This is a genomic window from Bremerella cremea (assembly GCF_039541315.1).
GTDB classification, from domain to species: Bacteria; Planctomycetota; Planctomycetia; order Pirellulales; family Pirellulaceae; genus Bremerella; species Bremerella cremea.
Genome location: NZ_BAABFZ010000009.1, coordinates 14,069 through 39,865 on the forward strand (window position 1 = coordinate 14,069; position 25,797 = coordinate 39,865).

Sequence of the window (25,797 nt, forward strand, 5' to 3'; positions counted from 1 at the left end):
CGCGGCGGGGGCGACTAGTGATCCGACTTCGGCTCGTCGTCCGATTCGGAAACGAACGGGCGGAAGTACCAGCGTTTGATCGCTCCGAGCGTCTGCCCCACGTCGTCGGCGGCAAGTTGGGCACATGGGATGAGGAACAATGTTACCACCGTGGCGAACATCACCCCGAACGCCAGCGACGCCGCCATCGGAATCAGGAACTGAGCTTGCAGCGACTTGTCCATCAGCAGCGGAACGAGCCCGACAAAGGTGGTCACCGAGGTGAGCATGATCGGGCGGAAACGACGGGCGCCCGCTTGTAGCGCCGCTTCTTTCAAGCTGGCTCCTTCCGCACGCTTCTGGTTCACGTAGTCGACCATCACCAAGGTATCGTTCACGGCGACGCCTGCCAGGGCCAGCATACCAAACACCGACAGATACGACGGCGTGATATCCATGAAGATATGGCCGAGCAGGGCACCGATGATCGCGAACGGCACCGCCAGCAACACGAAGAAAGGCTGCCCCATCGACTTGAGCGCGATCGCCAGCAAACCATACAGCACGAAGGCCAACAGCCCTGAGCCGATCAGCGTCATCCGCTGGGCGTCTTCTGCTTCGGCGACATAGCCGACGTATTGATAACTGAGGTGATGTTCCTGGCACAGCTCGTGGATCTTGGGGGAAAGCTGATCGGCGATCGCCAAGATATCGACCGCCGCGTCGACCGGAGCGGCACCGACGCGGAGGATCTCGGCACCGTTCTTCCGTTCGACCGAAGAAGGGGCCTGGGTGAAGACGACGTCGGCGATTGTCGACAGCGGAACATCCGCCCCGCGCGGGGTGCGGACACGCATCTGTTCGAGCGTGTGCAACGTTTCGCGCTGCTCTTGCGGCAGACGGACCATCACGCGGATGCTGTCGATACCGCGCTGCATTCGCTGCGCTTCCGCCCCAAAGAACGACTGGCGAACTTGCTGGGCGAGCAACTGCTGCGTCAAATCGAGCTCGGCCGCTTGTGGCTTTAACCGCAGTTCCAGTTCGTCTTGGCCGTAGTTGATGTTGGCCCAAACGGTGCCGAACTCTTTGTATTCCTGCAGCATCGCTTTGATCTGCCGGGCCACCTCGGCCTTCTCAGGCGACATCGGACCGCGGAGCTCGATGTTGAGGTTCTCGTTGTCGATGTTCCGATCGCGGCTGATGCTCGAATCAGATCGAATGCGGAACTCGGTCGCTTCCGGGATCGGGCCAATCAGTTCGTTCCAACGTGCCGAGAGATCGCTGTTCTTCGGACCGCTCGCACTTCGCAGCGACGGGGCGAGGACTTCAAAGGTGATCGCCCCGCGCGACTTGTCGAAGCTTTGATGGATCCGCGCGGCGCCGACGATCTTCGAGATATTCAGCACCAGCGACTTGCCGGTCCCTTCGTCGATGAATTCGCGCTGGACCTGCAGCAAGGCGTCTTCGATCCGCTTCATGTAGCGGGCGGTCGTCTCGATCGAGGTATCGTCCGGCATGTCGAGTTCGGCCGAGATCCGCTGCTTTTCAACCGACGGATACGCGACGAACTCCATCCGGCCGCTCAGGCAATAGCCGGCCATCAGCATCATGCAAGTCGCGAACAACGCCAGCACCGACATGCGATGCCGCACGGCAAACACCAGGGCTGGCTGATAGGCATGCTCGATAAAGTATTCCAGACCGTCGGCGATCTTGGTTTGCACCCGGGTGATCGGGTTGTCGTGCGGGATCGGCCGGAGATGCTTCAAGTGAGCCGGCAAGATCAGCTTCGATTCGATCAGCGAAAAGAAGAGGACTGGCGCCACGATCGGAGGCACCTGCGAGGCGAAGTCGCCCCAGCTTCCCTCGAAGAACAACAACGGTATGAACGCGACCATCGTCGTCAACGCACCGAAGGTGACCGGAATGGCGACTTCGTGGGTACCTTCGATGGCCGCTTCGAGTGGAGGGAGCCCCTCCTTCATTTTCAGATAGACGTTTTCGCCGGTGACGATGGCATCGTCGACCACGATCCCCACCACGATGATGAAGCCGAACAAGCTCATCACGTTGGCGGTCACGCCGAAAAACGGCATCAGCAGCACCCCCCCCGCAAAGCCAACCGGAATGCCTGCCACGATCCAGAACGCCAGGCCTGGCCGTAGAAATAAACCGAGCAGCAGCATCACCAGCAGGCTACCTTGGACCATCGATTCGATGAGGGTCGACAAGCGGCCGCGGATTTCGACCGACTCGTCATCCCAAATGAACAGCTCGATCCCTTCGGGGAAGCGTGTTCGCGCGTTGGCGACGTACTCGTGCACTTTGTCCGAAATGTCGATCGCGCTTTCCTTGCCGGTGCGCAGCACTTCGACAAACAGGGCAGGGCGGCCATTGAATTCGACGATCTTCTCGCCTTCCTCGAAACCATCGTTGATGGTTGCCACATCCCCCAGCAGCACGTCGGAACCATTCGACGCACGGATCGGAATGGCGGCGAACTCGGATTCAGAATAGGCCTGACCGCGCGTTCGCACGATGAACGTTCCGCTGGCACTTTCAATCGAACCGGCGGGCATATCGACCGAGAACTGCTGAATAGCGCTGGTCAAATCTTGCAGGCTCAAGCCGTACGCCAACAGCTTGGCAGTATCGACTTCAACGCCGATCTCGTATTCGCGATCGCCTTGAACCTGGGCGCGGCTGACGCCTGGTAGGGTGATGACATCTTCTTGCACTTGGCGAGCCACCTCGCGCAGCTCGTGCGGGGAAAGGTGCCCGGTCACGGCGATGCTCAGCACTTCCCACCAGTTGGAAGAGTCAGGAATCGAGATCTGCGGACGTTCGGTTTCGTCAGGGAAGGTGGTGATGGTGTCGATGCGGGCCGAGATGTCTTCCATCAACTCCCGCAGGTCGCTGCCCGGTTCCGCTTCGACCCAGATGCTGCCGTTCCCCTGGCGACCATGGGCATTGATGTTCTTGATCCCCTCGGTCCCTTCGAGCGCTTCTTCGATCGGAATCAGGATCGCTTGTTCGACGTCTTTCGCGGTACCACCACGATACGTCATTTCGATCCGGACATATTCCATCGTCCGCTCCGGCGAGACTTCCAGCGGGATGCGAAAGTAAGCCGTGTAGACGCCTGCGACCAGCAGCGCAAGCATCATGAAGTTGGCGGCAATTCCGTTAGTGGCAAACCAGCGAATCATAAGGGCGCGTTAGTTGGTGGCTTTGGTATCGTTTTCGTTCGAAGTCGACTCGGCGATAGAAATCGACGGATCGGCCGACGGGATAATCTCGATCTTGGCACCTTTCGGCGTGAAGGCCATCGGCGTCGTGGCCAGCCACATGCCAGGCGGGATCACCGAGGCCGGCACGATCACCTTCTCGGCGTCGGACCAGACTGCGTCGATCTTCATCGGCAGCAAGGTTTGATCTTCCTGGTTCACCAGAACGATCTGATCGAGTTGTCGCACCGCCCCGCGCGGCAGTGCCACCACATCTTTCAACGTTTTGCCGGTAATCGAAGCGATCACCGGCTGTCCAACCCGCAGGGGGCGTTTCTTGGCTAGTCGGCCGAAGGGATCTTCGACCCGGGCAATCGCGAACAAGTCGCGCGAGTTCTCGTCGAGCACCCCTTCGGTCCGGACGATCTTCCCTTCCCAAACGGTGTCGCTCCCTTGCAGGATGCCATCGCGAAGCTCGACCACCAGGGGAGCATCTTCGGAAAACTCCGGCAACTCGAGGAAGGCTCGCTGCTCGCCTGAGATCGGCAAACGGATCTCGACGTAATCGACCGCGAAGACTTCGCCCAGCGGCGTGTTGGCACCAGCCAACTGACCGATACCGATTTGCTTGGTCATCACGCGTCCGTCGAACGGAGCGATGATCTTCGTCCGCCTCAAATTCAACTTGGCGGCTTCCACGGAGATCTCGGCGAGCGAGACGTTGGCTTCGGCCTGATCTTTACTGGCGGAAGCCGTTTCGACTTCGCCTTGCGAGACGGCGTTCGATTCAACCAGCCTTAACTTGCGTTCGTGCACCAGCCGGGCCAGTTTCAGGTTCGACTTGGCGGCGTCCAGTTCCGACTCGGCGACGGCCAGGGCGGTTTCGTAATCGGTCGGGTCGATTTCAACCAGCACGTCACCTTTCGAGAAGTACGCTCCCACCTCGAACGACGGACTGATCTGCGCCACGGTTCCTGAGACCTGGGCGGTCAGGGTCACCTGGTTGTGGGCCTGCACAACCGCGTGCGTGTGAACCACGACCGGATAGTCGGTGCTGTGCATCTCTTCGACGCGCGACCGCAGCAAGACCTTCTTCGGTTCTTGTCGGGGTGGCTGTTCGATCTTGGCCGAAAGGAGCTGAAAACCGACGACACCAGCCGCCAGAATCACGCACGGAATCGCCAGCCGCAGCAGCAGTCCTAGAAGGGAGAAAGATTTGTGTGAGGACGTTGTCATATATCAAGAACCAGGTTGGATCGCTAACAGCAGGATATCGTCTGAAGGAGGGGAGCCGTCAGTCAGGCAGCCTCCCCAAAAATTATGATTCATCGGGGCGGCGGGTGGGTATTAAATCTGTGGAAGTTGGGTAGGTGTTCTTCGATCGGAAAGCTTGATCTCCCCTGCGTTCGGGCCAGCGGTTGCCCACAGCAAGTGCCAGCGACGACTCTGCCGGTCGTTCGGGTCGTATCAAGTGTAAGGAGCCATCGGCCAGTGTCGCGTTAAGCTGTTCCGGCATACCGGGATTGATTGTACCACTCGCACCGGATCCTCCGATGGCTTGGCAAGTGCGGTCTGTTCCTGTGTTGATGGTTTTCCGAGAAATATGATGCGAAGAGTTCGAAGCCAATCCGCAAGCCGCTTCCACCTTTGGGGGTTGTCGCTGGCTTTTGCGTCGATGGGATTCGCCGCCTCGGGATGCACCACGAGTCCGCGACAATGGATCGCCAACGGATTCAAGGTGGGTCCCAACTACTGCACACCGGTCGCCGATGTCGCCCCTGACTGGATCGATGCCAACGACAAACGAGTGATCAGCGACCCGGTCGACGCCACCGCCTGGTGGGCGACATCGTTCAACGACCCGGTGCTGAACCAACTGGTGACCGAGGCCTATTCGCAGAACCTGACCGTGCAGCAGGCAGGCGCGCGTATTATGCAGGCCCGCGCCCTGCGTCAAATCGCGGTCGGCAATGTCTTTCCGCAGCAACAAGCGGTCGGTGCCGATTACTCGCATAACTTGACCACGGGAAGCGGTTTCGACCGGCACTTCAGTTCGTGGCGAGGGCAGTTCAGCCTGGCGTGGGAAATCGACTTCTGGGGGCGTTATCGCCGCGCGGTCGAAGCAGCCGACGCCGACCTCGACGCCGAGATGTACAACTACGGCGATGTGGTCGTGACGCTGGTGGCTGACGTCGCTTCGAACTACATCGATATCCGCACGCTGCAAACGCGGTTGGAATTGGTCAAGTTGAATGTTGAGAACCAACGCAAAACCTACGAGCTAACTGAAATTCGTTTCCGCAACGGCGAATCGAGCGAAGTCGACGTCCAGCAGGCCAAGTCGAGCCTCGTGCAAACCGAAGCTTTGGTGCCCCAAGTTGAAATCACGTTGCGGCAAACGCAAAACCAACTGTGCGTCCTGCTGGGCAGGCCACCGGAAGACATCGACGCGATGCTCGGCGTCGGGATCATCCCGGACGTCGCCCCGGAAATCGTTCTGGGCATTCCAGCCACCACGCTGCTGCAGCGTCCAGACGTTCGTCGTGCCGAACGTGATCTGGCCGCACAAAGCGCGTTGATTGGTGTCGCCGAATCGGAACTGTATCCACACATTACTCTGTCAGGAACCGTCGGCCGCAGCGCGAACCAGTTCAAGGACTTGTTCCGCGCTGGGTCTGGGTTCGGATCGGTCGGGCCTTCGGTCGACTGGAACATCTTGAACTACGGCCGCATCAGCGGACGCATCGAGTTCGAGGATGCTCGTTTCCAGGAATTGTTGGCCATCTATCGCCAGTCGGTGCTCGATGCCAACCTGGAAGCCGAAAACGCGATCGTTCAGTTTCTCAAATCGCAGGAACAACTTCGTCTGCAGTTGGAAGCCGCCGAGGCCGCCGACGAGACCAACCGGTTGATCACCTTGCAATTCGAGGAAGGGGAGGAAATCGACTTCAACCGTGTCTTTAGTGTTCAAAACACCAAGACCCAGCAGGAAGTTGCGGCCGCCCAGGCAAAAGGTACCGTCGCCCAAGGGGTGGTCTCGATCTATCGAGCCCTGGGTGGTGGCTGGCCGTCGCCTTACCTGACGCAGCCTTATCCATATGTGCCGGAGCCAGTCGACCCGCCCATGGTTCCGGAACCAATCGACGCGCCGCAGCCTAACGAGCCGCTGCCGATGATCGATGCCGTGCTAGAGCAACCGGTCGATAACGGAACCGATAACTAACGGTCTCGCTACGACTTCCGTCGCGTCGTCACCATTCCGGCGCGCGTGCGCATCATTTCATCGTCACACGAAATTCTGGCCGGTTCAAGCCTTTTCGTTTCTGGACCTGCCCCCCAACGCAAGGGAACTTTGGGCAAGCCCTAGAGGGCAATGCGCATTCCGCCGTGACGAGGGCCATTCGTTCTCGCCTTAGGGGCAAAAACTTCGGAAAAAGAATATTCCAAGCGATTTCGCGCTGCCCCCCAACTGCATGGTCAAGCCGCCGCGAAAAGGACTTCACATCGAAGCCCTTCAATGCGTTGGACCGAAGCGGCCAACGCTGCCCCAAGAATGCATGAAGGCGATCGCAGTCCAGTGGGGGCTACGATCGCCTCGGGAGTGTGTCGCGAAAGGGCTTTTCGAGTGGGGGAAGCGTTCGCTTCTGGGTCGGGTTAGTCGACCAGGTCGAGCGTCAGTTCGTGCGGACCATCTTCAGTCACTTCGGCCGTCAGTCCCGACTTGATGAAGTCGGAGTACTTGGCCGGAACGTGGAAGATCGCCTCGCTTCGAAGGATGCGGTTGCCGGTCGGATCGTTGGGGTCACTTTCCGAGATCAACTCGCTTTTGTCGACCGCCACTTGGTAACTGCCAGCGAACACGCCGTCGCCAGCTTCCAGCGTTCCCATGTTGGCAACGCCGTTGCTGTCGGTCAGACCATTGGCGTAGGTTCCTCCGTCACTGACGAAGATCACCACCGCTTCCGAAATCGGAGCACCGTTGTAATTCACGGTGACATGAAAGGGAATCTTGCCTGGTTCCAGCGATCGGCCACAGCCCACCAACGAAACCAACAGCACCACCGCCATCCCCACACACGTTTGTCGCATCATGGAATTCTCCTTGCCAGCTTGCCATGGCCGAAAAGCGACCGGCCAGCGAACGCCAACCGGTCGAGGGTAGGGGGAAGGCTTAGTTGTTATAACTCACCGCTTCGCCGGCCGACTTCGTGCTCATGGCACCCCACACACCGTAAGGGCTGGCCGATCCGGTGTCGGGATAGCCGCGATAGCCGGAACCCTGGTTACCGGTGTCGACCGTTTCGGAAATGAACCGCACCGAGCCATCCATCAGGCCAACATTGACGCCGCCTGGGTGATAACTGGTTGGCGACAGCAGATACTGGCTGCCACCATGGCTGGTTCCGTCCGAGATCAGCACCGAGTTCGGAGGCGTGGCGGCCATCACGGCGGTGAAGAGGATCGCCCCATCCCATGCCCGGAAGCCACGCAGCGGCTGGCTGCTGAAGACGCCGACCGTCGAGATGTATTCCTTGGTTTGCTTGTTCAGCAGCGGCGTCAGGGCGACTGGGTACCAACTGGTCGAACCAGGCTTGGTCACCACCGCGCCGTAGCTGCGATTGCTTTGCGGACGAACCCCTTCCGAGATCCCCATCGTATTGCTGGTGCCGTCGGTGATCGACGACATCTTCGACCAGGCGTCGTTCAGGAACACGCCCGAGTTCATCGTGCCGGAGGTATAGGTACCGCCTGGGTACGAACGGTAAGGACGATCACCCACAAAGAAGTAATAGTCCGCGATCCCTGCGGTCTGGGTCGGAGCTTCGGGCGACTGTTCTGGGCCGGCGTTGCTGGGGCACAAGTACGAGCTGACGGTGCTTTGCCAGACCGGGTCGCTGGAATCATACGAGCCGACAGCCGAAGCCATTCCCTTGTCGTACAGCGCGGACTGTTCCATAAACGGAAGCAGCGCGAAGCGGGCATTCAAACGATTGTTACCGGCGTACGACGAAGCCCCTTGAGGGTTGCCGGCACGCAGCGCTGGAAACGCGTTGTGGGTGTCGTGATAGTTGTGCAGTGCGATGCCCAACTGCTTTTGATGGTTGGTGCATTGCATCCGGCGAGCTGCTTCGCGTGCTTGTTGCACGGCGGGCAGCAGCAAGGCGATCAACACCCCGATAATGGCAATCACCACAAGTAACTCGACCAGCGTGAAACCGGATCGGCTTGAGATTCTCATAAGTTGACCCTGCGAAGCGATGAGCTATGGAAGAGATAAAGCTGCAGGATTCTAAAGATTTGTTGAAATCGATGTCAATAATTTATCAACCCACTAACTCGGGGTAATGAGGCGAGATCGTCTATTGTCTTGTGTCGACCAGAAAGCCGGAATCTTTTGTTTGGCGCCGTTAATGGAACCGAGGTTGCCACTAACCCCGAAAGCCTGGATCGCGATCGTAACTATTTTTCCGGCAATTTGATAAATTTTCCAAACGCGAATTCTATGGGTTTGCGGGAAGCGTGCTTTAGGTCAGGTTCGGGCGTCTGGCAGACTCGCCGCGACATCGCTTCACCTGGTGCGCTCTCGCTTCAGTTCAGACAGTGTTTGTGGTCAGCAAACCGTAACAGTACCAGGCCCTATCCTGAGACTGTGCATCCTATGCTGACCCTGCATTCTGCGTGTTCTACCTAAATCAAAAAGGGGCGGTTTGCTGTTTAAGGGAACTGAGATTTGCCTAAGCAAGATCGCCTGCGGGGTAGAGCAAGAAAACACAGTAAAAATGAGTAATAGATTGTTTTTTGATGTTTTCATCCCATTACAGAGGGGCTATGAAAAGGGAATCCGAATATTCCCCCTCTTAGATCATGCCTTTCAGAGAACCCCCACCTCATGTCTAAATCACGCGGATTTACGCTCGTCGAGCTGTTGGTTGTCATCGCGATTATTGGCGTCTTGATTGCCTTGCTGTTGCCGGCCGTGCAACAGGCCCGCGAGGCTGCTCGCCGGATGCAGTGCAACAACCAGTTGAAGCAGTTGGGTCTGGCCCTGCACAACTATCACGATACCTTCGGTTCGCTCGTCTATCGCAAAGGGGGCACCGAGAGCCCGTCCGGCACGACCGACTACAACCTCTCGAATTTCGGACGACGCAGCGGCTTCGTTTCGCTGTTGCCGTTCTTCGAGCAGAACGCCCTCTGGGAACAGATCAAGTCAGGCGGCACCAATCTGTCGAACACCGGCGATCACCGTAATCCGGAAGGTCCTTCCGGTTGGCAGTCGGGCTGGGCTGGCTGGCGGAACGCTCCCGACATGCTCGTGTGTCCTTCCGATGCGGGCGTTCCTGACAATACCGGACCTTACAACAGCTATGGCTTTGTGATCGGCGACCGGATGGATGGTGCCACCAACGACATGAACCCACGCGGGATCTTCGGTCGGGCACGCACGACCCGCTTCGCCGAAATCACCGACGGTACCAGCAACACGCTGATGATGAGCGAACGCCTTTGCGAAGCTGCCACGCCACGTCCTTCCGCAGGGCACACGGCCGGCAACGACGAAATCCAGTACAAGCTGGCCGTCGCCGTCGGTGTCTCCGGCACGAAGGCTTCGCCCAATGTTTGTTACACGGCGGTCAGTGGTCGCTACTACACTTCCGGCACGCTTGTCCAAGGACGCTGGGGTGTCGCTTGGACCGATGCTCAGCCGATGTATGTCGGCCTGACCACCATCCTGCCACCAAACGGTCCGGCATGCACCGATGACTCGGGCAACAACGGCGATCGTAACGACGTCTGCATTCCGCCGAACAGCGAACACCCAGGCGGTGTGAACGCACTTTACGCCGACGGTTCGGTTCACTTCATTACCGAAACGATCGATACCGGCAACCTGAGTGTCTCGCAGCCTGCCAGCGGTCCGAGCAACTACGGCGTCTGGGGTGCCCTCGGCTCGAAGTCGGGCGGCGAACCCCTGAGCGCTCCATAGTTCGCTTGGCTTGTCCTTGCGGACGAACTTCCTTCCCACCTTGGCTGGCCGGCCGATCGATCGCCGGCCAGCTTGCCGCCCGCCAATCTTTCGCGCCGGCCCAGCCCGGCGGCGACTTCGTTGCGAACACCTTCCTTCCGACCTTGATTAGGTTCCTTCCAGATGAACGTTCTTGAATCTCGCCTCGCCCGTGTTGTGCTTTGCTTTGTCGCCAGCTTGCCACTCTGGTCGGGCTGCAGCTTTGGCCCCGCCGGTCCTGGCACGGTGCCGGTCTCGGGCAAGGTGACTTACGACGGCAAGCCGGTCGACGCGGCCATCGTGCAGTTCAAGCCCAACGGTGGCGTAAAGGCGGAAGGGGCAGTGGGGCGAACCAACGCCGATGGCCAGTTCGAGATGACCACGCGGGAGTTCTCCGGCGTTATGCCAGGCAAGTACCAGGTCACCGTCTTCAAGTACGAGTCGACCAAACCTGCCGCCAAGCAGCCAGCCGCCAGCGAAAACGAAGAAGAGGCATACACCCCGCCGAACGACAACGCCCGACCAGCCCCAGGTCCGAAGAACTTGCTTCCAGCCAAGTATGCTCAGCCTGACAAATCGGGCCTGACGGCCGAAGTCACCGTGGACGGCGCGAACGAGTTCCACCTGGAACTGGTCGACTAATCAGACGGTATGGGAAAGAAGAGTCCAACGACAATCGCATGCGTTGGGCTCGCTAAGCGCGGGTGACGAATCACCGCGTGAGAATCACTTCCCGGCGTCGCTTCTTATGGGTCGTCGGGGCGCGAAACGGCTTCGACCTGCGTCCAGAAATCGGTTCCCATTTCGCTCGAGATCGTCGAGAGCAGCCGCCGCATCTGGTGCATCTTCGCGTCGAGCAAGCCTTCCTGTTCGGCTCGGCGGGCCATGTACCGCGGGTGCAGCAGCATGTGGGCGAAGGTTTCAGCTTTGTCTTCTTCGACGCCGGTGGTCGCGTACTTGGAAACGAACCCAGGCACGGCGTCGGTCAGCAGCGACATCGTGTTGTCGCCTTGGGCGTTCTTGCCGCCGCTTCCGTAACGGAAGCTTTCTGGCAGCAGGCCCGACCAGGCATCGTCGGCGTACAGCTTGCCGTCGTCGTGGACATCGACCATGTGAAACAGTTCGTGATGGATCACCAACTGCTTGTAGCTGGCCAGCTTGCCCGGTACGACGTCGTAATAGAGTGTGTTGTTTTCCCAGCTCGGGATCGCACTACGTTTCTGCCCGGCAAACTTCAGCCCGTTGCATAGCACGACATGCTGAATCTTCGCCTTGCGGAGAAACTCGGAGGGATAGAGCGTGATCTCAGGGACGAACAGCTTGAGGTAGTCGTCTAGCTCTTTCGCAGATACCGCTTCGCCGGTGACCGCTCCGTACGAGCAATCGACCTGAAACGTGTCGTTGGCCACCTTCAGCGTGAAGGGGACTTTGCCATCCAGCTCGGCCGGGAAGAGGGGTTCGAGGAAAACAACCTCTTCCGCAGCGGCCGGAAATGCAAAAAGACTTGCCGCGATCATCACCATCCACCACGTCAGCCCCTGCTGGCCCCAGCCCGGATTGCGCTTGCGATCCATCAAAGCGTCGGCGTGGTTGGTGATTTTCAAACGGACAAGTCCTTGGGTTTTCTTGGGTGTTGGCTTCCAACCCGCTGGCAGCGTTGCAGGTCTTTGTCCGACATCCCCATTCAAAAGAGGCAGCAGCCAAAATTCAACGCTCATCTCCGAACGCTGAAGCAAGGCTTATCGACTGGAAGGTCGGCCAGATGGTTTAGGGGGCACCTGGCTTGGCGTGGCAGCTGGCGGGGCCAGCATCTGAGGGCCACTTCCTGCGGCGTCACCGCTACCGCTGCTGGAGGTCGAATGTGGCGTCGAGGCAGAGCCAGAGCATCCGATACCGCCGATCAGCAGTACAGTCATCAACATCGAGAAAGCAATTCGAGTCATTTTATAGTCGAGGTCTAAAGGAAGTCAGTTTAAAGGGCACAAAGGCCGGGAGGACGATAGAGACGACGGCCTCCCGACCTTCGTACTTTCAACAACGCCGGAAGAAATCTCGCACGCCACGTTGGATCGGCGCGACGTGCGAGGGTTTCAGGCTTGCTTAATAATCGCCAATCACGCGGCCATCGGCACATGCCGACAGGTAGACGTAGGTGCTGAAGTCGATCGTCAGCGGAATGAACTGAACCGAACCGTCAGCCATTGCGAACTGAACGCCACCTGGGTGTTCCGAGGTGTTGTGGTACCAGGAAGCTTCGCGTGGCCCCTTCAAACCCCAGCCGGTTGGCAGTGGGCCGGCACCGAGCCAGAAGTAGTTGTTGCCGTCGCCGCCGGTGGCTTCACCGTACAGGAACGTGTTGCTCGAACCGTCGGTCACGTCACGCAGACCAACTTTGGTCCAGCTACCGAAGATACCAGCGAACTGGTTTTGCTGGTTTTCCAGACGACCCAGGTAACCGCCCGTTGGCAGGTAGCTGGTGAACTGGTAGTCGCCGTTGCCGGTGACATAACCCGAGAAGCCATAGCCGGAACCGGTCGACGAACACTTGGCACCTTCACCACCACCATCTTCGCAGTTGGCTTGCAGGTTCAAGAAGGACGAGTCACCGCGGAAGGTATCCGAAGGACAAGTGAATGCGTTGACCTTGATCTTGGCGGCAGCATTGGTACCGGGATCGTAGTTGTAGAACCAGTGGTACATCCAGTCGCCGTCGTTGCCGTAGCACCACGAGGCCGTACCCTTCGCACCAGCGCGACGCTGTTCCATGGACTTCCAAGAATCCATCTGGTTGTAGAGAGCGTCTTGTTCGACGTAAGGCAACAACAGACCGAGCGAGCTCACACCGCTGTTGTACGTGAACGAATTTGCGTTGCCACAGTTGGCATCAGCCGAAATATCACCGGCTTGGAATGAACCGAACGTGTCGTGGAACGTAAGCGAAGCCAAGGCGAGCTGCTTAAGATTGTTCCGGCACTCCGTTCGACGAGCTGCTTCACGAGCCTGTTGTACCGCAGGCAAGAGAAGAGCGATCAACACGCCAATAATGGCGATCACCACCAGAAGTTCGACCAGCGTAAAAGCAGATCGGCGCACACCGGCAGTAGGTCCTGATTGAGGCAAAATCATGACATCATCCTAACAATTAGAGAGAAAAAGATAACGAGTCGGAATGATGGGGCGGATTGCAGATGGGTGTGCCCGCCACCCAACGATTTGGTCGCTGCCTGGGGGCGGACTCCACAAAGTGTTTAACTAGTTTGTGCTTGTTTTAAGAAAAAGTCGTGGCGATTTTTGTTATCCACGATGCGGAATTTGTACAATTGGGGCGTAGTGGATTTTGTCTCCCCAATGTTGCCCCTCTTTCATCGAAGCATTTCTTCGCCTTGCCTCCAATCGCAGCACGCTCTTGATCAACAAGCTTCCATCCGGGCAATTTTGTTTTGGGCGGGTTGCCTGAAAACCCAGCAATTCCGCTGATTTCGCAAGCAATCATGGTCAAACTTAGATTCTTCGATGCGTTTTGCGGTGGATATCCGCAAGAAATTTTGGCTCGCGTTTTGCTGTGATTAGGATGAACACACCTCGCTGCGAACCTCAATTTTTGCCCCACCTTTGGTGTACCGCTTAGCGGAAATACGAACCAGAAGTGCGGAATTCATACAATTTGCCCTAGCGCTCTTTTGCGCATACGGCATTTGCCTTATCAAACACGCATGCGAACCTCTAAGCCTCACGGGCTGCGATCCCGTGAATTCATCTTCCAGAAATTGCCTGGGATCGCCGAAGCGGAAAAGCTCTTCGACGCGCTTGACGACGTCCTGTTCTGCGTCAAGGATCGCAATCTCCAATACATCGGCGCCAACGACGCATTTATCCGTTCGGCCGGCGTTCGTTCACGGTCCGAGCTGCTCGGGAGGTCAGCATTTGATCTCTTTCCCCAAGAACTAGCGGCATGCTACGAGCAGCAGGACGAAGAGATCCTGGCCAATGGCAACGGCCTGAGCGACCGCTTAGAGATGGTTACCCGTCGTGACGGCGACATCGGCTGGTTCGTTTCGCAGAAGACCTTGGTTTGCGATAACAACGGCGAATTCCTCGCGATCTGCGGCATCTCACGCGACCTTTCGCTGACGGCGTCGGCCCCGAAAGAAAAGAAGCTCGACGCGATCGCCGAAACGATTTCGCTGCTGCACGAGAACTACGCCCAACCTTTGCGGGTGATGGAACTAGCCAGCAAGGCGGGACTGTCGGCGAGCCAGTTTGCCCGTCGCGTTCGCGTAATGACGGGACTCACACCGCGGCAGATTTTGACGAAGGCCCGAGTCGAAGCCGCAGCGGTTGCCTTACGTGATACGAATGACGCCCTTGGCGTGATCGCATCGAATTGTGGCTTCTACGACCAGGCCTCGCTGACGCGGCACTTCAAAGCGGCGACCGGCACGACCCCGGCCCAGTACCGCACGACCTATCGGCATTCGAGCCGTAATCGCCACTAACCTGCCGCAAAGTTCCCCTGACCGCTAGCGTTTGTCAGGGGAACGCTCTTCCGGACGGTTACTCTTTAGGCAACTCGATGCCGGCCTGTTTGGCCGCTTCGGTATCGATCTTCGCGATCGCTTCGCTCAGGGAACGCTTCCGATAGTCGGTCAAACTTCCATAGAGCGTCAGCAGCCGAGGCAGTGCGACCTTGGCGGGCGGACCAATCTTGCCGAGCGCTTCGATCGCGGCCACTTGCGTCTGCTCGCTTTCATTTAGCAGCGCAACCAATCTCGGTACGAGGTCGACGATCTGCTCGGGATAGTTCGCCAGGCCCGCGATCGCTGCGCGTTGTACGCTGGCGCTAGGATCGTCGAGCTTCGCCTTGAGGGCGGTTAAAACCTGCTCATCGGCCTCTTTCTGGGTGGAAAGCGCACCGATTGCCGCGACGCGCTGTTCGTCAATCTTCGAATCGAGCAGCTTCATCAGTGGTGGTGTGTACGCTGGATCGTAATGGTCCAGCGAACGAATCGTTCTCGCAGCCGCCAATTGCCACTCTGGATCCTCTGAGGCCAGCGCTTCTACTACGATTGGGGTGACCTTGAACTGCTCTTCGATGACAAAAGCCTCGGAAAGTGCTTCATATTTAAGCACGGGGTCATCAAGACGGCGTTGAAACTCGGCGACAAGCGCGTCGGTGGGGGCTTCGATCTTGATAATCGTCTGGGCGATCTCGACCAGCGATTCCGTTTGGGGCAACATCGCATCGATTTTTGGTCCCGCACCTTTCGCGGCAGGTCCGATCAGACGCAATGCTTCCATCGCGTCGTAGTTCATTTCCTGATCTTCGAGCGCTGCGACGATGTCGTCGACCGCTGGTTCCGCGGCCGGTCCAATCCCGTGCAACATGCCCATGGCCATCGCCGCCTCATCGGTCTTCGACTGCAACACTTCTTGCAGCCGAGGCACAACCGGCGCGGCATGTTCTTTCATTTCCCCCAGTACCCGCGACAGACGCCAGTCCCAGTTTTCAGGCGGCTGCTTCAGCATCGCTTGCAGCGGTGGAAGCAGTTCCGGGGCATCCGGCTTCAACACGGCCAACAAGAAGAGCGATTCGCGTTTCACCGCTTCGTCTGGCGATTGAAGTCCCTTCGTCAGGGCCGGCACCAGCTCTTGCGTGAAAGGCTCGTCCTTCCGGGCCTGGTGGGTGATGCCGGTCATATACGAATTGATGAGGCGAGCTTTCACCGTGGAATCTTCTTCGGTGTCGATCCGTTTGGCCAGTTCGGTCAACTGAGCCGCGTTGAAATGCCGCGCGATCGGACTTCGCGAATAGTCCTCTTCCATCTTGGCGAGCGTGTCGATCAACACGACCGTCAGTTCCTGCGAATCGTTATCCGATTCCGCCAGCAGACGGCCTACCTGGGACTGGGTTTGCTCCGGCATGTCAGGCAGTTGCTTGATCAATGCCGGGACGATGACATCGGCTTCCTGTTTCCGCAGCAACATGCTTTCGACCAGCACGTCGGTGAAGTCGTATCGTTCGAGGGGCAATCCTGCCAACAGCTTCGGTGCCAGCTCGATATCGGCGGCGTCCCCCAAGGCCAATAGCATGGCTGCCGTCGTGGCAATCGCCAGGTCGTCGCTTTCCAGTAGCGGTTTCAGCGCCGCTTGAACGGCCGGGTCGAGCGGTTCGAGTTCCTGGCCTCCGTAGCGGTTCTGAATGTTCGCGGTCAGCGCGGCCAATCGCAGTTCTTCGGAAAGCTCCGACTCGCGGATCCCTTCGACCAGCTTCTCGACACCGGTTGGGCCTGCCAGGAATAGGCACTTGCCGATGGCACGAATGTTCTCGCGGCGCTGGTACCGGCCAACCTCGTCGTCGGAGGTTCCGAGCTGCGAGGCGAGCGTTTCCACCGCTTTCGGGCTGAAGACGAAGTCTTTCAGCTTGGCACTCACGATATGAGCAGCCGGAACGACTGTCTCTTCCTTTTCCAGCATCACGGCCAATGCCTCGCGCGTGGCAGGGCTTTCCAGGCTGCTTCGCTGCAGCGTCTGACGGGCCGCGCCGGCAATCTCGGGGCTGCCGGTGTTCATCACCATCAGCATGGCGGCGTCGACCTTGGCTTGCGTTTCGGGCGAGATCAGTTCGTAATACGGCATCTGGTAAATCGCACTCAACTGCGCCGGGCCTTCTTCGCTGGCCGCTTGCACCAAGATGTCCATCACCTTGTCGCTTCGATCGCCAAGTTGACTCAGGGCGATCGCACTCCAGGTTCGCTGCACTGCGTCTTCCGATGCCAGGGCGTCGTACAGTTTCTGGAAGCGATCGGTGTACTGCGGAGGCACGGTCGAATCGAGCCAGCCCATCGCATCGCTTCGCTGATGGTCTTCGATATCGGCCGACAGCAGATAGTCGATGGCCTGTGGCGTGACCGCGCGACGCAGCATCCACAGTTTCTGGTTCTGGCGCCCACTCTGATCGTCCATCTCGGCGATGAAGGCCAGGCTCAGGATCTTTTCAGAGCGATCCCCCAAGGCAAACAACTGCTGGGCCGCCTTGGCGCGGACCGATTCGTCTTCGTCGTCGAGCAAGGTCTGGCTGATCTCCCGTTTCTGATCGTCCGAGATCTCGATCTTGTCCAGCAGGGCAAGCGAGTTCGCTTTGACCTTCGGGCTTTCGCTTTGCAGGCCTTGCTTCAGCACGGCTGGCGCGTTCTCGCCCAGGTTCGTCAGGAACTTCTCGACCGCTTCATCGTTTTCCAAATCGAGCAGCCCCAGGCCCAGTTCCACCACGGCTGGGTTGGCGGGGTCAATCTTCGCCAGCGCGGCGACCGCCGTATCAGGGATGCCGTAAGCGTCGTTCTCTTGGGCGGTCTTGATCAACTGCGGAACGGTCGACTTCGCTTCTGCCCCCATCGCTCCGAGCGCGATGATCGCGTTCTCGACATCGCTGTTATCGGTGCTCGACAGCAGCGGCGTGATCGCCGGGATCGCATCTTTGGCGGCAGGTCCCAGCTTGGCGATCGTATTGAGCACGACAAACCGGTTGTCGATGTTTTCCAGCAGCTTCGGCGCAAGCTTGGCGAACTCTGGACCGCCTGCCTCGATCGCGCCTAGGGCTTGGATCGGGGCGGAAGGGTACTCCCACGTCTTGATACATTCGATAAGCTGCGGAACCGCTTCCTTCGCCGCCGGGCCGAAGGCGACCAACGCGTCGACCGAATCGGTTTTCAGGTCATAGTCTTCCGACTGTAAGTAACTGGCCACCAGCGGCGTGAGCGAAGCTGCTTTCGGGCCAAGCTTGACTAGCGTCGGAATCCAACGGGCTCGCTTCTGATCGGAAGGTGCTTCTTCCAGTTGCTTCTTGATCGCGGCGACCAGGTCGTCGGCCGGCAGATCGAACTTGGCGATCAGCGCGGCGTTCTGCTCCATCACTCGGGCATAGAAATAGCTTTCAGGATTGACCTCGGCCATCACCTTCTTGGCGAACGGCTCGATCAAGTCGCGCTGGGTGCCGATCGCGGCCAACGTTTCTAGCTGTACGGTCCGAATGCTTTCGGTCTCGTCGAACACCTTAGGATCGAGTTCCACGTTGATGATCGCCGGCACCAGGCTGTTGGCGTTGTCTTCGTAGACGCGGACTTGTCGCAAGATCGTTTCCAGTAGCTTCGGATTGCCATTCTCGATCAAGGCCTGAAGCTTGGGCAGGGCTTCCGGTTTGCGAGCGCTGCATAGCATGTCGATCGCTTCGCGGTAAGTCACCACCGGACCGTCGGTCGAGACCGCTTCCAGATAGACGTCGTAATCGGGGTTCGCGCCGCGTACCCGCATCAGCAGGTCGATCGCGGCGATATAGAGGTGCGGCTCGTCTTTCTCTAGCGCCACCTTGCGGGCCAGATCGGCCAGTTGCTCGCCGTCGTCTCCGTCGAGATTCAAGTCGAGTTCGCCTGCCAGAAGTTCTAGTCCGATCAAAGCACTGATGCGGCGACGCACCGGCAGTTCCGGATCGACTGCCATCTTCTTCAGCATTGGGAAGAAGGTCGGGCCACCGTCTCCGAAGATGCCGAAGTAGCTACCGTCGCGTTCTTCCACATCTTTCAGCAGCAAGTTCAAGCGAATCTCGTCCGCACCATCACAGTTCGCGAGGGCATCCTTCGCTTTGTTTTTGCTGTACCCAGGCTCTTCGTTTCCGGCCGCATCGACCAACGCGCTCAACAGCTCGGGCGGAAGCGGTTTCATGTTGGGCAGGTTCTCGTACACTTCGGCCCGCACAAAGCTGTCTTTATCTTTCATGAGCGTCAACAACGCCTGCGTCACCTCTTCGGTTGGCGGCTGAATACTGCAGAGCCCTGGCACGGCGTACTTCTTGGCCGAGTTGCTTTCCGACTTGGTCGCTTCAATCAACGCGTTGACGACCCAAGGGCTTTTCGCCGGCAGTTCCGACAAACCACGAATGGCCCGGTCCGAGAACCAACTATCTTTGTGCTTGGTCGCTTCGAGGAGCGGCTTCTCTTCCCCCAGCTTGCCGAGCGCGAGCGCAGCCGCCTCGCTGCGGCCGTAGCTGGTGACGGCGATCTTGCTGAGCTGTTTGGTCGCTTGCCGGCCATAGTCCCCCATCCCGCCGATGGTCTCGATTACCAGATCCCCGTGGATAAAGTCGTCGTCTTCGAGAAGCTGCATCAGCATCGGCATCGTCTCTCCGGCATCGGGGCCCGAAGCCTTGATAATGGTCAGGGCCCGATGCGAGTGATCGCTCTGGAGAAACGGAACGACTTCCCCCATGGCCGAGCTGATATCCCATTGCCGCTCTTCGCTGGTCTGCACATCCCACAACAAATCGAGCGACGCACCGCGGACCAGGTCGCTTGGATCTTGCGTGCCGGTTCGCAGCAGCGAGACAATGTCTGCGTCGTGCCCCTTCACCCAGTGCACCATGTGCCAGAGGGCATCTTTACGCGACTCGGCGTGCGGGTAGGTAAGGAAGATCTCTTTCAGCTTGTCGAAGTCCGCCTCGTCGTATTGTTCCAGCGCCCGCTGAACCTCTTCGCTGACCGATTGGTCGGCCGGCATCTCTTCGCCCGAGAACGCGGCGGCGATTGGCGGGGCGTCGGCGACCTTCAGCACGAAGGGGACCTTGCCGTCCGCCTTGGTTTCCGTTGGCGGCTGTTCGGCCTCCATCGCTTCGATGCCGCTGGGGTCGGCAGGCTCGGTCGTTGATGGGGTTGTCATCGACGGCTCCGCATCCTCTTTCAAGGCGCCTTGGCCATCTTGCTGTTGCTGCAGATCTTCGGCCCGTTCGGTCCAGACACCGCTGGGACGATCCCTGGGCGGATCGCTATCATTACTCGCGATATCGTTCTGACTTGAGCAACCAACCAGTAGAGCCAACCAACCGAAGCGAACCAGAGTAGAACGATCCATCACGAGACCTCAAAAGCGGGGCAGGGGAGAAGTTTCGAGGGCAACCTGCTGGCTAAGGTTGGGCCCCCCAAATAAGGAAGTGTGCATTGTTCCTGATTTTGCTGGGGCCTGCAAACACCTGGCCTCTTTTTTCCAACGAAACGGCCTGAAGGTCGAACGTCGGGAAAGCGTCGTTTTTCTGGCGTTCGTGTTGGAAATGGGGTACAGTCACCTCCGCCTGGCCCCCGGCAACCCCCTCTCCTGAATGCCAGGATGGAAAACCCAGTCGAAATGGATTCGAACGGCACAACATGGCAACCGAGCTGAAGCCAACTCAAACCAACGAACCAGGCAGAGCGATGTCGCACGAAGCGTACTCGCACACGGCTCCCACGTGGTTACGGCATACGGCGGCCACGAGTTGGTTGGGGTTTGTGTTGTTTCTGATTCCGCTCGCGCTGGGCATGTTTGAAGACCCCCACGCGCTGATCCCCTGGGGCGGACTACTCATCGTGTTGCTGGCGATCGGGCTGGCGGTTTGCGCCGCGGATCTGTTTCGATTGGGGGTTCGCCTGATGGGGCTGGCCGCGCTGCTTTGTTCGACGCCGACTTTGCTGACGAAGTTCGACAACTCGCATCTGCTCGTTGGCACCGTGCTGCTGATGGTGGCGACGTTCGGGCTGACCTATGGATTCCGGACGCTGCTGTCGTTGGCCGGCTTTACCGATCACCTGCCGAAACAGCTCTCCATTCAAACGTTGCTGTTAACCACCGCCGGTTTCGCGGTGCTGGCCGCCAGCGGCACGTATGTCTTTCAACAGTTCGGCAATGCCTTCGCCTTTCATCGCTTGCCCCAACTGGTCCCGATCTCGCTGCTGGTGTTCGGGGTGTCGTGGCAATCGGCCAGCAGTTCGGTCGTGCTCTTCGCCAAAGGTTCGTTGAAGGAAGCCTTTTTGATCAGCCTGGCGTTGTCGGTGACCGGGTCGTGGCTGTTGATGTTGGGCATCCTGCTGGAAGATGCCGACTTCCATCTGATCACCATGATGCGGATGGCGTTCGATGAACACATGCTGCTTGCCGCCTTCCCATTTGCCATGGGCGCGACGTTCTATTGGGTCTTCATGCTGCTCACCCTCGGATCGTTCCGCACCCTGGCTCGCGCGATGTAATTGGATTCGATGAATGACATCGTTACCGGCAACCTCTTAGAACACTCTTCCATGTCCACCGACACCCAACCTGACGACTCGCTGGATCGCCGCGCTGGGGCACGCCGTGACCGTTCGTGGGTCACGGTTGCGACCTGGGTTCTGGCGGGCGGCTGGTTGTTGGCGGTGTTCGTCGTGGCGCCGATCGTCCGGCCAGAACTGTTTCATCCCTCGTATCTTCTGCTGCTTTGCACCATGGCGGCCTTGTTGGCGGTAGGGCGTCAGGGAAGGTTTTCACTCGGCGGGCGTTTGGTGTGCCTGGTCGCGGTAATGTTCTTGGCGCCGTGGGTCTTTCGCTGGCTGAACTCGTTGTACGAGAAGCCTCCGGTGCTGATCGACTCTGGGCGTCCCTATGCGTTCGAGATGACCTGGGTCGCGACCTTTGCTTTCGCCTGCAGTTGGTTTCTGGCAGAGCTTCGTCGCTGGAACCAAAACCGCGAGGAACACCGTTGGCAGATATCGATGGCGAACTTGTTCTGGCTGACCGCGGCCATCGCTGGCTGGATTGGCCTGATCATTCACTTCTATCACCAGGAAGGCTTTGCCGACGTGTTTCTCTCAGGAGGCGCGGTGATTTGGTTCCCCCTCTTTTATTTGTCGGTTGTCGCGATCACCGGCTTGCAGTTCGGCTTCGCCAGCGTCGTGCTCGAACCGTACGGTCGCCCGACAAAAACACTCTACGATTCGGGACTGTTGCTGCTGGCTTCGCTCCCGTTGAATATCTTGAACGGCGTCCTTTTGGATTTGGATAGGGGAACCGCCGGCGGAAGCGTCCTGCAGTCGAACTTCGCGTTCTATTGGATCTGGGAGTCGATCCTCGTTCAAATTCAATGGTGGTCGGTGGCCGTGATTACCCTCGGATCGCTTCGCAACCTATTTCTTCTTTTCAAACGGGCAGAACCCGATGAGCCGTGAATCGCAAGACGTAACTCGTTCGTTGGAGGTCGCCCCTCACGCCGAGCAAACCATCCCAATCGCGCCGCCAGTGGAACCCACTTCCACGCAGCCACAGTTATGCTCGACCGTAGCGTTGCTGTTGGCGATCGCCTGGCTGCCGATCTTTTATATCGCCACGCCGCTGCTGTTTCCGGACCTGCGCGCTCGCTGGATCGTCGTCGCGTCAGGCATCGTCATGGCGACGATCGCGGCCGCGCGGGTCGGCTGGCTTTCGATCGGGGTGCGGCTGACGTTTGGCTGTTTGCTACTGCTGGCGGCAATCCCGGCGCCATACCTATTGAACGAGTATTTCGACGTGCCGTACTTCTTCCCGAAGTACCTCGCCTGGACGAAGCTGGAGATGGTGTACAAGGTCTTCGTAGCGCTGGTCGCGGCCTGGATCATTGAACAAGCACGGCAGCTCTGGCACCGCGATCCGATCCGAGGCTGGCGGTTCACCAACGTCGACCTCGTGTGGCTTGTTGTCGGCATCGCCTGTGCGATCTGGGCGAGCTATTTGATCGGGCTACTCATTCACGAAGGGATGAAATCTTTCTGGCGTCCCTTGGTGGTCGGCCGCAAACTGGTCCCCACGTTCATGCTCGAAGCCACCGCGATTGGCGTTCAATTGGGGCTAGCCAGCATGATGCTTAACCCGCGTGGCAAACCGCTGCGAACACTCCTCTGGTCGGCTGGGCTGCTCGTACCGACATTCGCGCTGACGCTTTACCAGACGGGCTACTACGTCGAGCGAAAAGAGCCGTACTATCAATTTATTGCGCTGCCCGATGGTCAACACTGGTTTCTGGTGCAGATCGGGACGCAAGCTGCCTGGTGGTTAGCCGCTGTGCTGACCTTGGCTTCGCTCGGGACGATCATTCGCTGCTGTTCACGAAAGCCTAAGAATGTCACTTGATTTAAAAGCAGAATTGCCCCCCAAGCAAGAAGCCTCGCCCGCCGAGGTACGGCCTCGGATCTGGGCGCTGCTGGTCGCGGTAATCTGGCTGGCGTTTTTCGTGAGCCAACTGGTCCAGTTCGAGGTTTGGGGCGAACTGTGTTGGTACCTGATTACCTGCGTTGTGGCCGTAATGCTGGGGGCGTTACCGAAAAGCGGTGGCTACGTTCAGCGTCGCCTGGGCCTATTTGCCCTGATGTTGCTGATCATTCCAACCATCTTCAGCAAAATGGTGAAATTGAGCGTGCCAGACCGCGACTATCTTGTTCAGTCGATGACCTGGGCCGCGCTGGTTTCGTTTCTCAGTGCGTGGCTGCTGCATGCCGTGCGGCGCTGGTGGCGCGGCGAGCCAGCCTTCGGTCAGAAGATCTCGCTGGCGCATCTGTTTCTCGCGATAGCCTGGATTGCGGTAGCGATGCTGTGGGGGAAATATATTGTCCAAGGCTACCACGAAGGCTGGCAAGATTCGAGCCGCGATACGATTGTCGAGATGCTGGTTGGCAGCGGGGTGGCAACGCTTTCGGCCAGCATCGCTTCACTGGTAATCGACTGCCGACGAAAGTGGTGGCAGGCCATCCTTGGTTCCGGCCTGCTGCTGCTGTTGACGTGGCAGGGGCTCTTCATGCTGCTGGCATTGGGGGGTCCGCTGATATTCGATGAACCGGAGCTTTCAGGTCCGCAGTTTACGCTGCAGTCGTGGATTGATAGCTCGCTGGCCGCCATGATCTTGTGGGCGTTGAGTGTCGCCACCATCCTGGCACTGCATACGCTTTATCGCCTCTGCGTGGGGAGACCAAAGCATGCCAACTGAACCTCTGCCTAACCAACCTCTGCCCGACGAATTACCTCCCGCAGAATCGCAGCCGACGGAAGAGTGCCCCGATGAACTGGTTGGCTGCGGTCCGCCGTTCTGCGCGGCTGCCTGGTTGGCGATCTTGACAGTCAGCCTCATAAATACGCCCCCCTCTGTGGTTGCCGTGGGCGTTTTGACCATCGTTGTCTTTCTGGCGGCCTGGCCTCCGATGCATCGCTATTTTCAGCTTCGGCTTGTGGGGCTGGCCCTACTCGTGATTTCTCTTCCGCTCCCGGCCGCGTCATTACGAACCCGTTCGGCGTACCAGGGCCATCTCGAAATCCAATGGATGACGTGCACCACGATTCTGATCTTTGCCATGGTTTTGCTCGTGCAGCGCTACTGCAACTGGTGGCAGGGCGATCGGTTCTTCCCGGGTCACCTTTCGCTGTCCAAGCTCTTCCTGTTGGTTGCGTGGCTGGCGGCGTCATTTGCCTGGGGGAACTATATCCTCACCGAGTTCCACCAGGCCTGGGGCGAAATAGCGGCAGACAAGATCGTTGTGATCTGGTGCTGGGCGATCCGCGTGAGCGTTTGCGTTTCGATCGCCTCGCTGATCCTGAACGATCGGACACCGCGCTGGAAGCTGACGCTCATCTCGCTGGTGACTTGTATGGTCACGTCCCAGGTTCTGTTGCTACTCGAGCTGGTAATCATCTGGGTCGTCACCGATCCGACGTTGCCATCGGCTGGTGCGTTGTACCAAGTCGGATGGATGCCTATGGCCCTGGTGCAGTTCGCGCTTTGGGGAAGCATCTTCTTGACGATTCTGTCGGTTCGGACCTTACTAGATTTTTTCCGTATCTGGCCCACGCATGTCCCACAACCTTGAACCGTCCGAACCTGAATCGGATCTCGCTGCGACACCGCTCGAAGAATTGGGCGAAGGTCCCGAGATGGAGCCGGCGCCACCTTCCGCGCTCCGGCCCACCGATGCAACGACATCGCTCGGCTGCATGCTGGCGGCACTCCTGGCGACAGCGCCAGCAACGATTCTGATCTTTGGTTCCTTCATCAACTTCGGGCTGCTGATCGCGCTCGTCCTGTTTTCGGTCGTCATGGCGACCAGCCAGTTGCGTGGAATGTCGCTAGGTGCTCGCACCATCATATGGTGCGTACCCGTTTGCGGGGCATGGCTCCTTTTGCACGGCAGCGGCGGCATAACGCCTGACATGACTCTCTTGATCTTGGTCCTCACATTCGGAACCTACTTCGACACGCAGATCTTGAAAACCGTGGTCTCTTGGCGAGAGTCGTCCCAGAATTTCTCGTCACAGCTTTCGATCTTCGACATGCTGATGCTTGTCGCAGCGATCGCGATCTGGATCGCCATCCTTCGCTTCGAATGCATGGAAATGACCGTCTTCCACCTAGGGGCCCGTTATAGCCAACGAAACAGCTTCTACGTTTATCGCGACATGATCGAGCTGACTATTAGTTCGCTGGCAATCGGTGCTCAAGTCGCTTTAGCCGCGTGGCCATTGGTCTCGCGAGAACCGATCGGCAAAGTTTGGATTCGTTCCGGCATTGCCAGCGTGATGTTTGCGATGGTGTTCGCGTTAGTCTTTGCATACGTCGATGGTCTGCAGCTGGAGCAAGGTTTCGTATCGTTGCCAGAGTTAATGCTGGTGTTCTATGTGACAATTGCGCTCGTAATCTTATGGTTTTTCGTCTTCTGGATCATGGTACTCGTCCGCCAGGTTCTTAAACTGATCGGCGAAGTCCCCACTTCGTAGCAAGCCGGGGCGAGCGATCTA

The 25,797-nt window shown here is 58.5% G+C and carries 19 protein-coding genes; 10 read left to right on the forward strand and 9 right to left on the reverse strand.

Annotation, left to right across the window (positions count from 1 at the left end):
- Positions 1 to 14: 14 nt before the first annotated feature.
- On the reverse strand, positions 15 to 3,188 hold the full coding sequence (locus ABD890_RS23330; protein WP_345095118.1) for an efflux RND transporter permease subunit: 3,174 nt from the start codon (positions 3,186 to 3,188) through the stop codon (positions 15 to 17).
- A 9-nt stretch (positions 3,189 to 3,197) separates the two neighbouring features.
- A complete protein-coding gene (locus ABD890_RS23335; protein WP_345095120.1) occupies positions 3,198 to 4,442 on the reverse strand; it encodes an efflux RND transporter periplasmic adaptor subunit in 1,245 nt (414 codons plus the stop codon).
- 439 nt (positions 4,443 to 4,881) lie between these two features.
- Between ABD890_RS23335 and ABD890_RS23340 the strand changes: the two genes are divergently transcribed.
- On the forward strand, positions 4,882 to 6,429 hold the full coding sequence (locus ABD890_RS23340; protein WP_345095122.1) for an efflux transporter outer membrane subunit: 1,548 nt from the start codon (positions 4,882 to 4,884) through the stop codon (positions 6,427 to 6,429).
- 431 nt (positions 6,430 to 6,860) lie between these two features.
- On the opposite strand, the gene ABD890_RS23345 is transcribed toward ABD890_RS23340, so the two are convergent.
- The gene (locus ABD890_RS23345) at positions 6,861 to 7,298 is read right to left on the reverse strand and encodes a hypothetical protein (RefSeq protein WP_345095123.1); all 438 of its coding nucleotides are present in this window, start codon (positions 7,296 to 7,298) and stop codon (positions 6,861 to 6,863) included.
- A gap of 79 nt (positions 7,299 to 7,377) precedes the next feature.
- Positions 7,378 to 8,445 carry a DUF1559 family PulG-like putative transporter gene (locus tag ABD890_RS23350; protein ID WP_345095126.1) on the reverse strand — a complete coding sequence of 356 codons (1,068 nt, stop codon included), beginning with the start codon at positions 8,443 to 8,445 and terminating at the stop codon, positions 7,378 to 7,380.
- A gap of 651 nt (positions 8,446 to 9,096) precedes the next feature.
- On the opposite strand from ABD890_RS23350, the gene ABD890_RS23355 reads away from it, so the two are divergent.
- Both ABD890_RS23355 and ABD890_RS23360 read left to right on the forward strand, forming a co-directional pair.
- Complete coding sequence (locus ABD890_RS23355; RefSeq protein WP_345095128.1) at positions 9,097 to 10,194, forward strand: DUF1559 family PulG-like putative transporter; 1,098 nt, start codon at positions 9,097 to 9,099, stop codon at positions 10,192 to 10,194.
- 162 nt (positions 10,195 to 10,356) lie between these two features.
- Positions 10,357 to 10,854, forward strand: coding sequence for a hypothetical protein (locus tag ABD890_RS23360; protein ID WP_345095130.1), 498 nt, complete (start codon positions 10,357 to 10,359; stop codon positions 10,852 to 10,854).
- Between the two features lie 104 nt (positions 10,855 to 10,958).
- Here the strand turns inward: ABD890_RS23360 and ABD890_RS23365 are convergent, their stop codons facing one another.
- The 4 genes from ABD890_RS23365 to ABD890_RS23380 all read right to left on the reverse strand — a co-directional run bounded on the left by ABD890_RS23365 (position 10,959) and on the right by ABD890_RS23380 (position 13,711).
- Positions 10,959 to 11,816, reverse strand: a complete 858-nt coding sequence (locus ABD890_RS23365; RefSeq protein WP_345095132.1) for a zinc-binding metallopeptidase — start codon at positions 11,814 to 11,816, stop codon at positions 10,959 to 10,961.
- A 135-nt stretch (positions 11,817 to 11,951) separates the two neighbouring features.
- Positions 11,952 to 12,155 (reverse strand): hypothetical protein, encoded by a 204-nt coding sequence (locus ABD890_RS23370; protein WP_345095134.1) that lies wholly within the window; start codon positions 12,153 to 12,155, stop codon positions 11,952 to 11,954.
- Between the two features lie 157 nt (positions 12,156 to 12,312).
- Positions 12,313 to 13,338 carry a DUF1559 family PulG-like putative transporter gene (locus tag ABD890_RS23375; protein ID WP_345095136.1) on the reverse strand — a complete coding sequence of 342 codons (1,026 nt, stop codon included), beginning with the start codon at positions 13,336 to 13,338 and terminating at the stop codon, positions 12,313 to 12,315.
- Between the two features lie 142 nt (positions 13,339 to 13,480).
- A complete protein-coding gene (locus ABD890_RS23380) occupies positions 13,481 to 13,711 on the reverse strand; it encodes a hypothetical protein (protein WP_345095138.1) in 231 nt (76 codons plus the stop codon).
- A gap of 214 nt (positions 13,712 to 13,925) precedes the next feature.
- Between ABD890_RS23380 and ABD890_RS23385 the strand changes: the two genes are divergently transcribed.
- Positions 13,926 to 14,708 carry an AraC family transcriptional regulator gene (locus tag ABD890_RS23385; RefSeq protein WP_345095140.1) on the forward strand — a complete coding sequence of 261 codons (783 nt, stop codon included), beginning with the start codon at positions 13,926 to 13,928 and terminating at the stop codon, positions 14,706 to 14,708.
- A gap of 58 nt (positions 14,709 to 14,766) precedes the next feature.
- Here ABD890_RS23385 and ABD890_RS23390 read toward each other — a convergent pair whose 3' ends face one another.
- Complete coding sequence (locus ABD890_RS23390) at positions 14,767 to 20,109, reverse strand: HEAT repeat domain-containing protein (protein ID WP_345095141.1); 5,343 nt, start codon at positions 20,107 to 20,109, stop codon at positions 14,767 to 14,769.
- A 290-nt stretch (positions 20,110 to 20,399) separates the two neighbouring features.
- Between ABD890_RS23390 and ABD890_RS23395 the strand changes: the two genes are divergently transcribed.
- Genes ABD890_RS23395 through ABD890_RS23420 form a run of 6 tightly spaced genes read left to right on the forward strand, consistent with a single transcriptional unit; the run spans position 20,400 to position 25,776 of the window.
- Complete coding sequence (locus ABD890_RS23395) at positions 20,400 to 21,257, forward strand: hypothetical protein (protein WP_345095143.1); 858 nt, start codon at positions 20,400 to 20,402, stop codon at positions 21,255 to 21,257.
- Positions 21,258 to 21,308: 51 nt separating this feature from the next.
- Positions 21,309 to 22,211, forward strand: coding sequence for a hypothetical protein (locus tag ABD890_RS23400; RefSeq protein ID WP_345095146.1), 903 nt, complete (start codon positions 21,309 to 21,311; stop codon positions 22,209 to 22,211).
- Entirely contained in the window at positions 22,201 to 23,148 is a 948-nt protein-coding gene (locus ABD890_RS23405) for a hypothetical protein (protein WP_345095148.1), read from the forward strand. Before ABD890_RS23400 ends, ABD890_RS23405 begins: the two co-directional genes overlap by 11 nt.
- Positions 23,138 to 23,998, forward strand: coding sequence for a hypothetical protein (locus ABD890_RS23410; RefSeq protein ID WP_345095150.1), 861 nt, complete (start codon positions 23,138 to 23,140; stop codon positions 23,996 to 23,998). The genes ABD890_RS23405 and ABD890_RS23410 overlap by 11 nt, the downstream gene beginning before the upstream one ends.
- Positions 23,988 to 24,872 (forward strand): hypothetical protein, encoded by an 885-nt coding sequence (locus tag ABD890_RS23415; protein ID WP_345095152.1) that lies wholly within the window; start codon positions 23,988 to 23,990, stop codon positions 24,870 to 24,872. Before ABD890_RS23410 ends, ABD890_RS23415 begins: the two co-directional genes overlap by 11 nt.
- Entirely contained in the window at positions 24,856 to 25,776 is a 921-nt protein-coding gene (locus ABD890_RS23420; protein WP_345095154.1) for a hypothetical protein, read from the forward strand. Before ABD890_RS23415 ends, ABD890_RS23420 begins: the two co-directional genes overlap by 17 nt.
- Positions 25,777 to 25,797 lie beyond the last annotated feature (21 nt).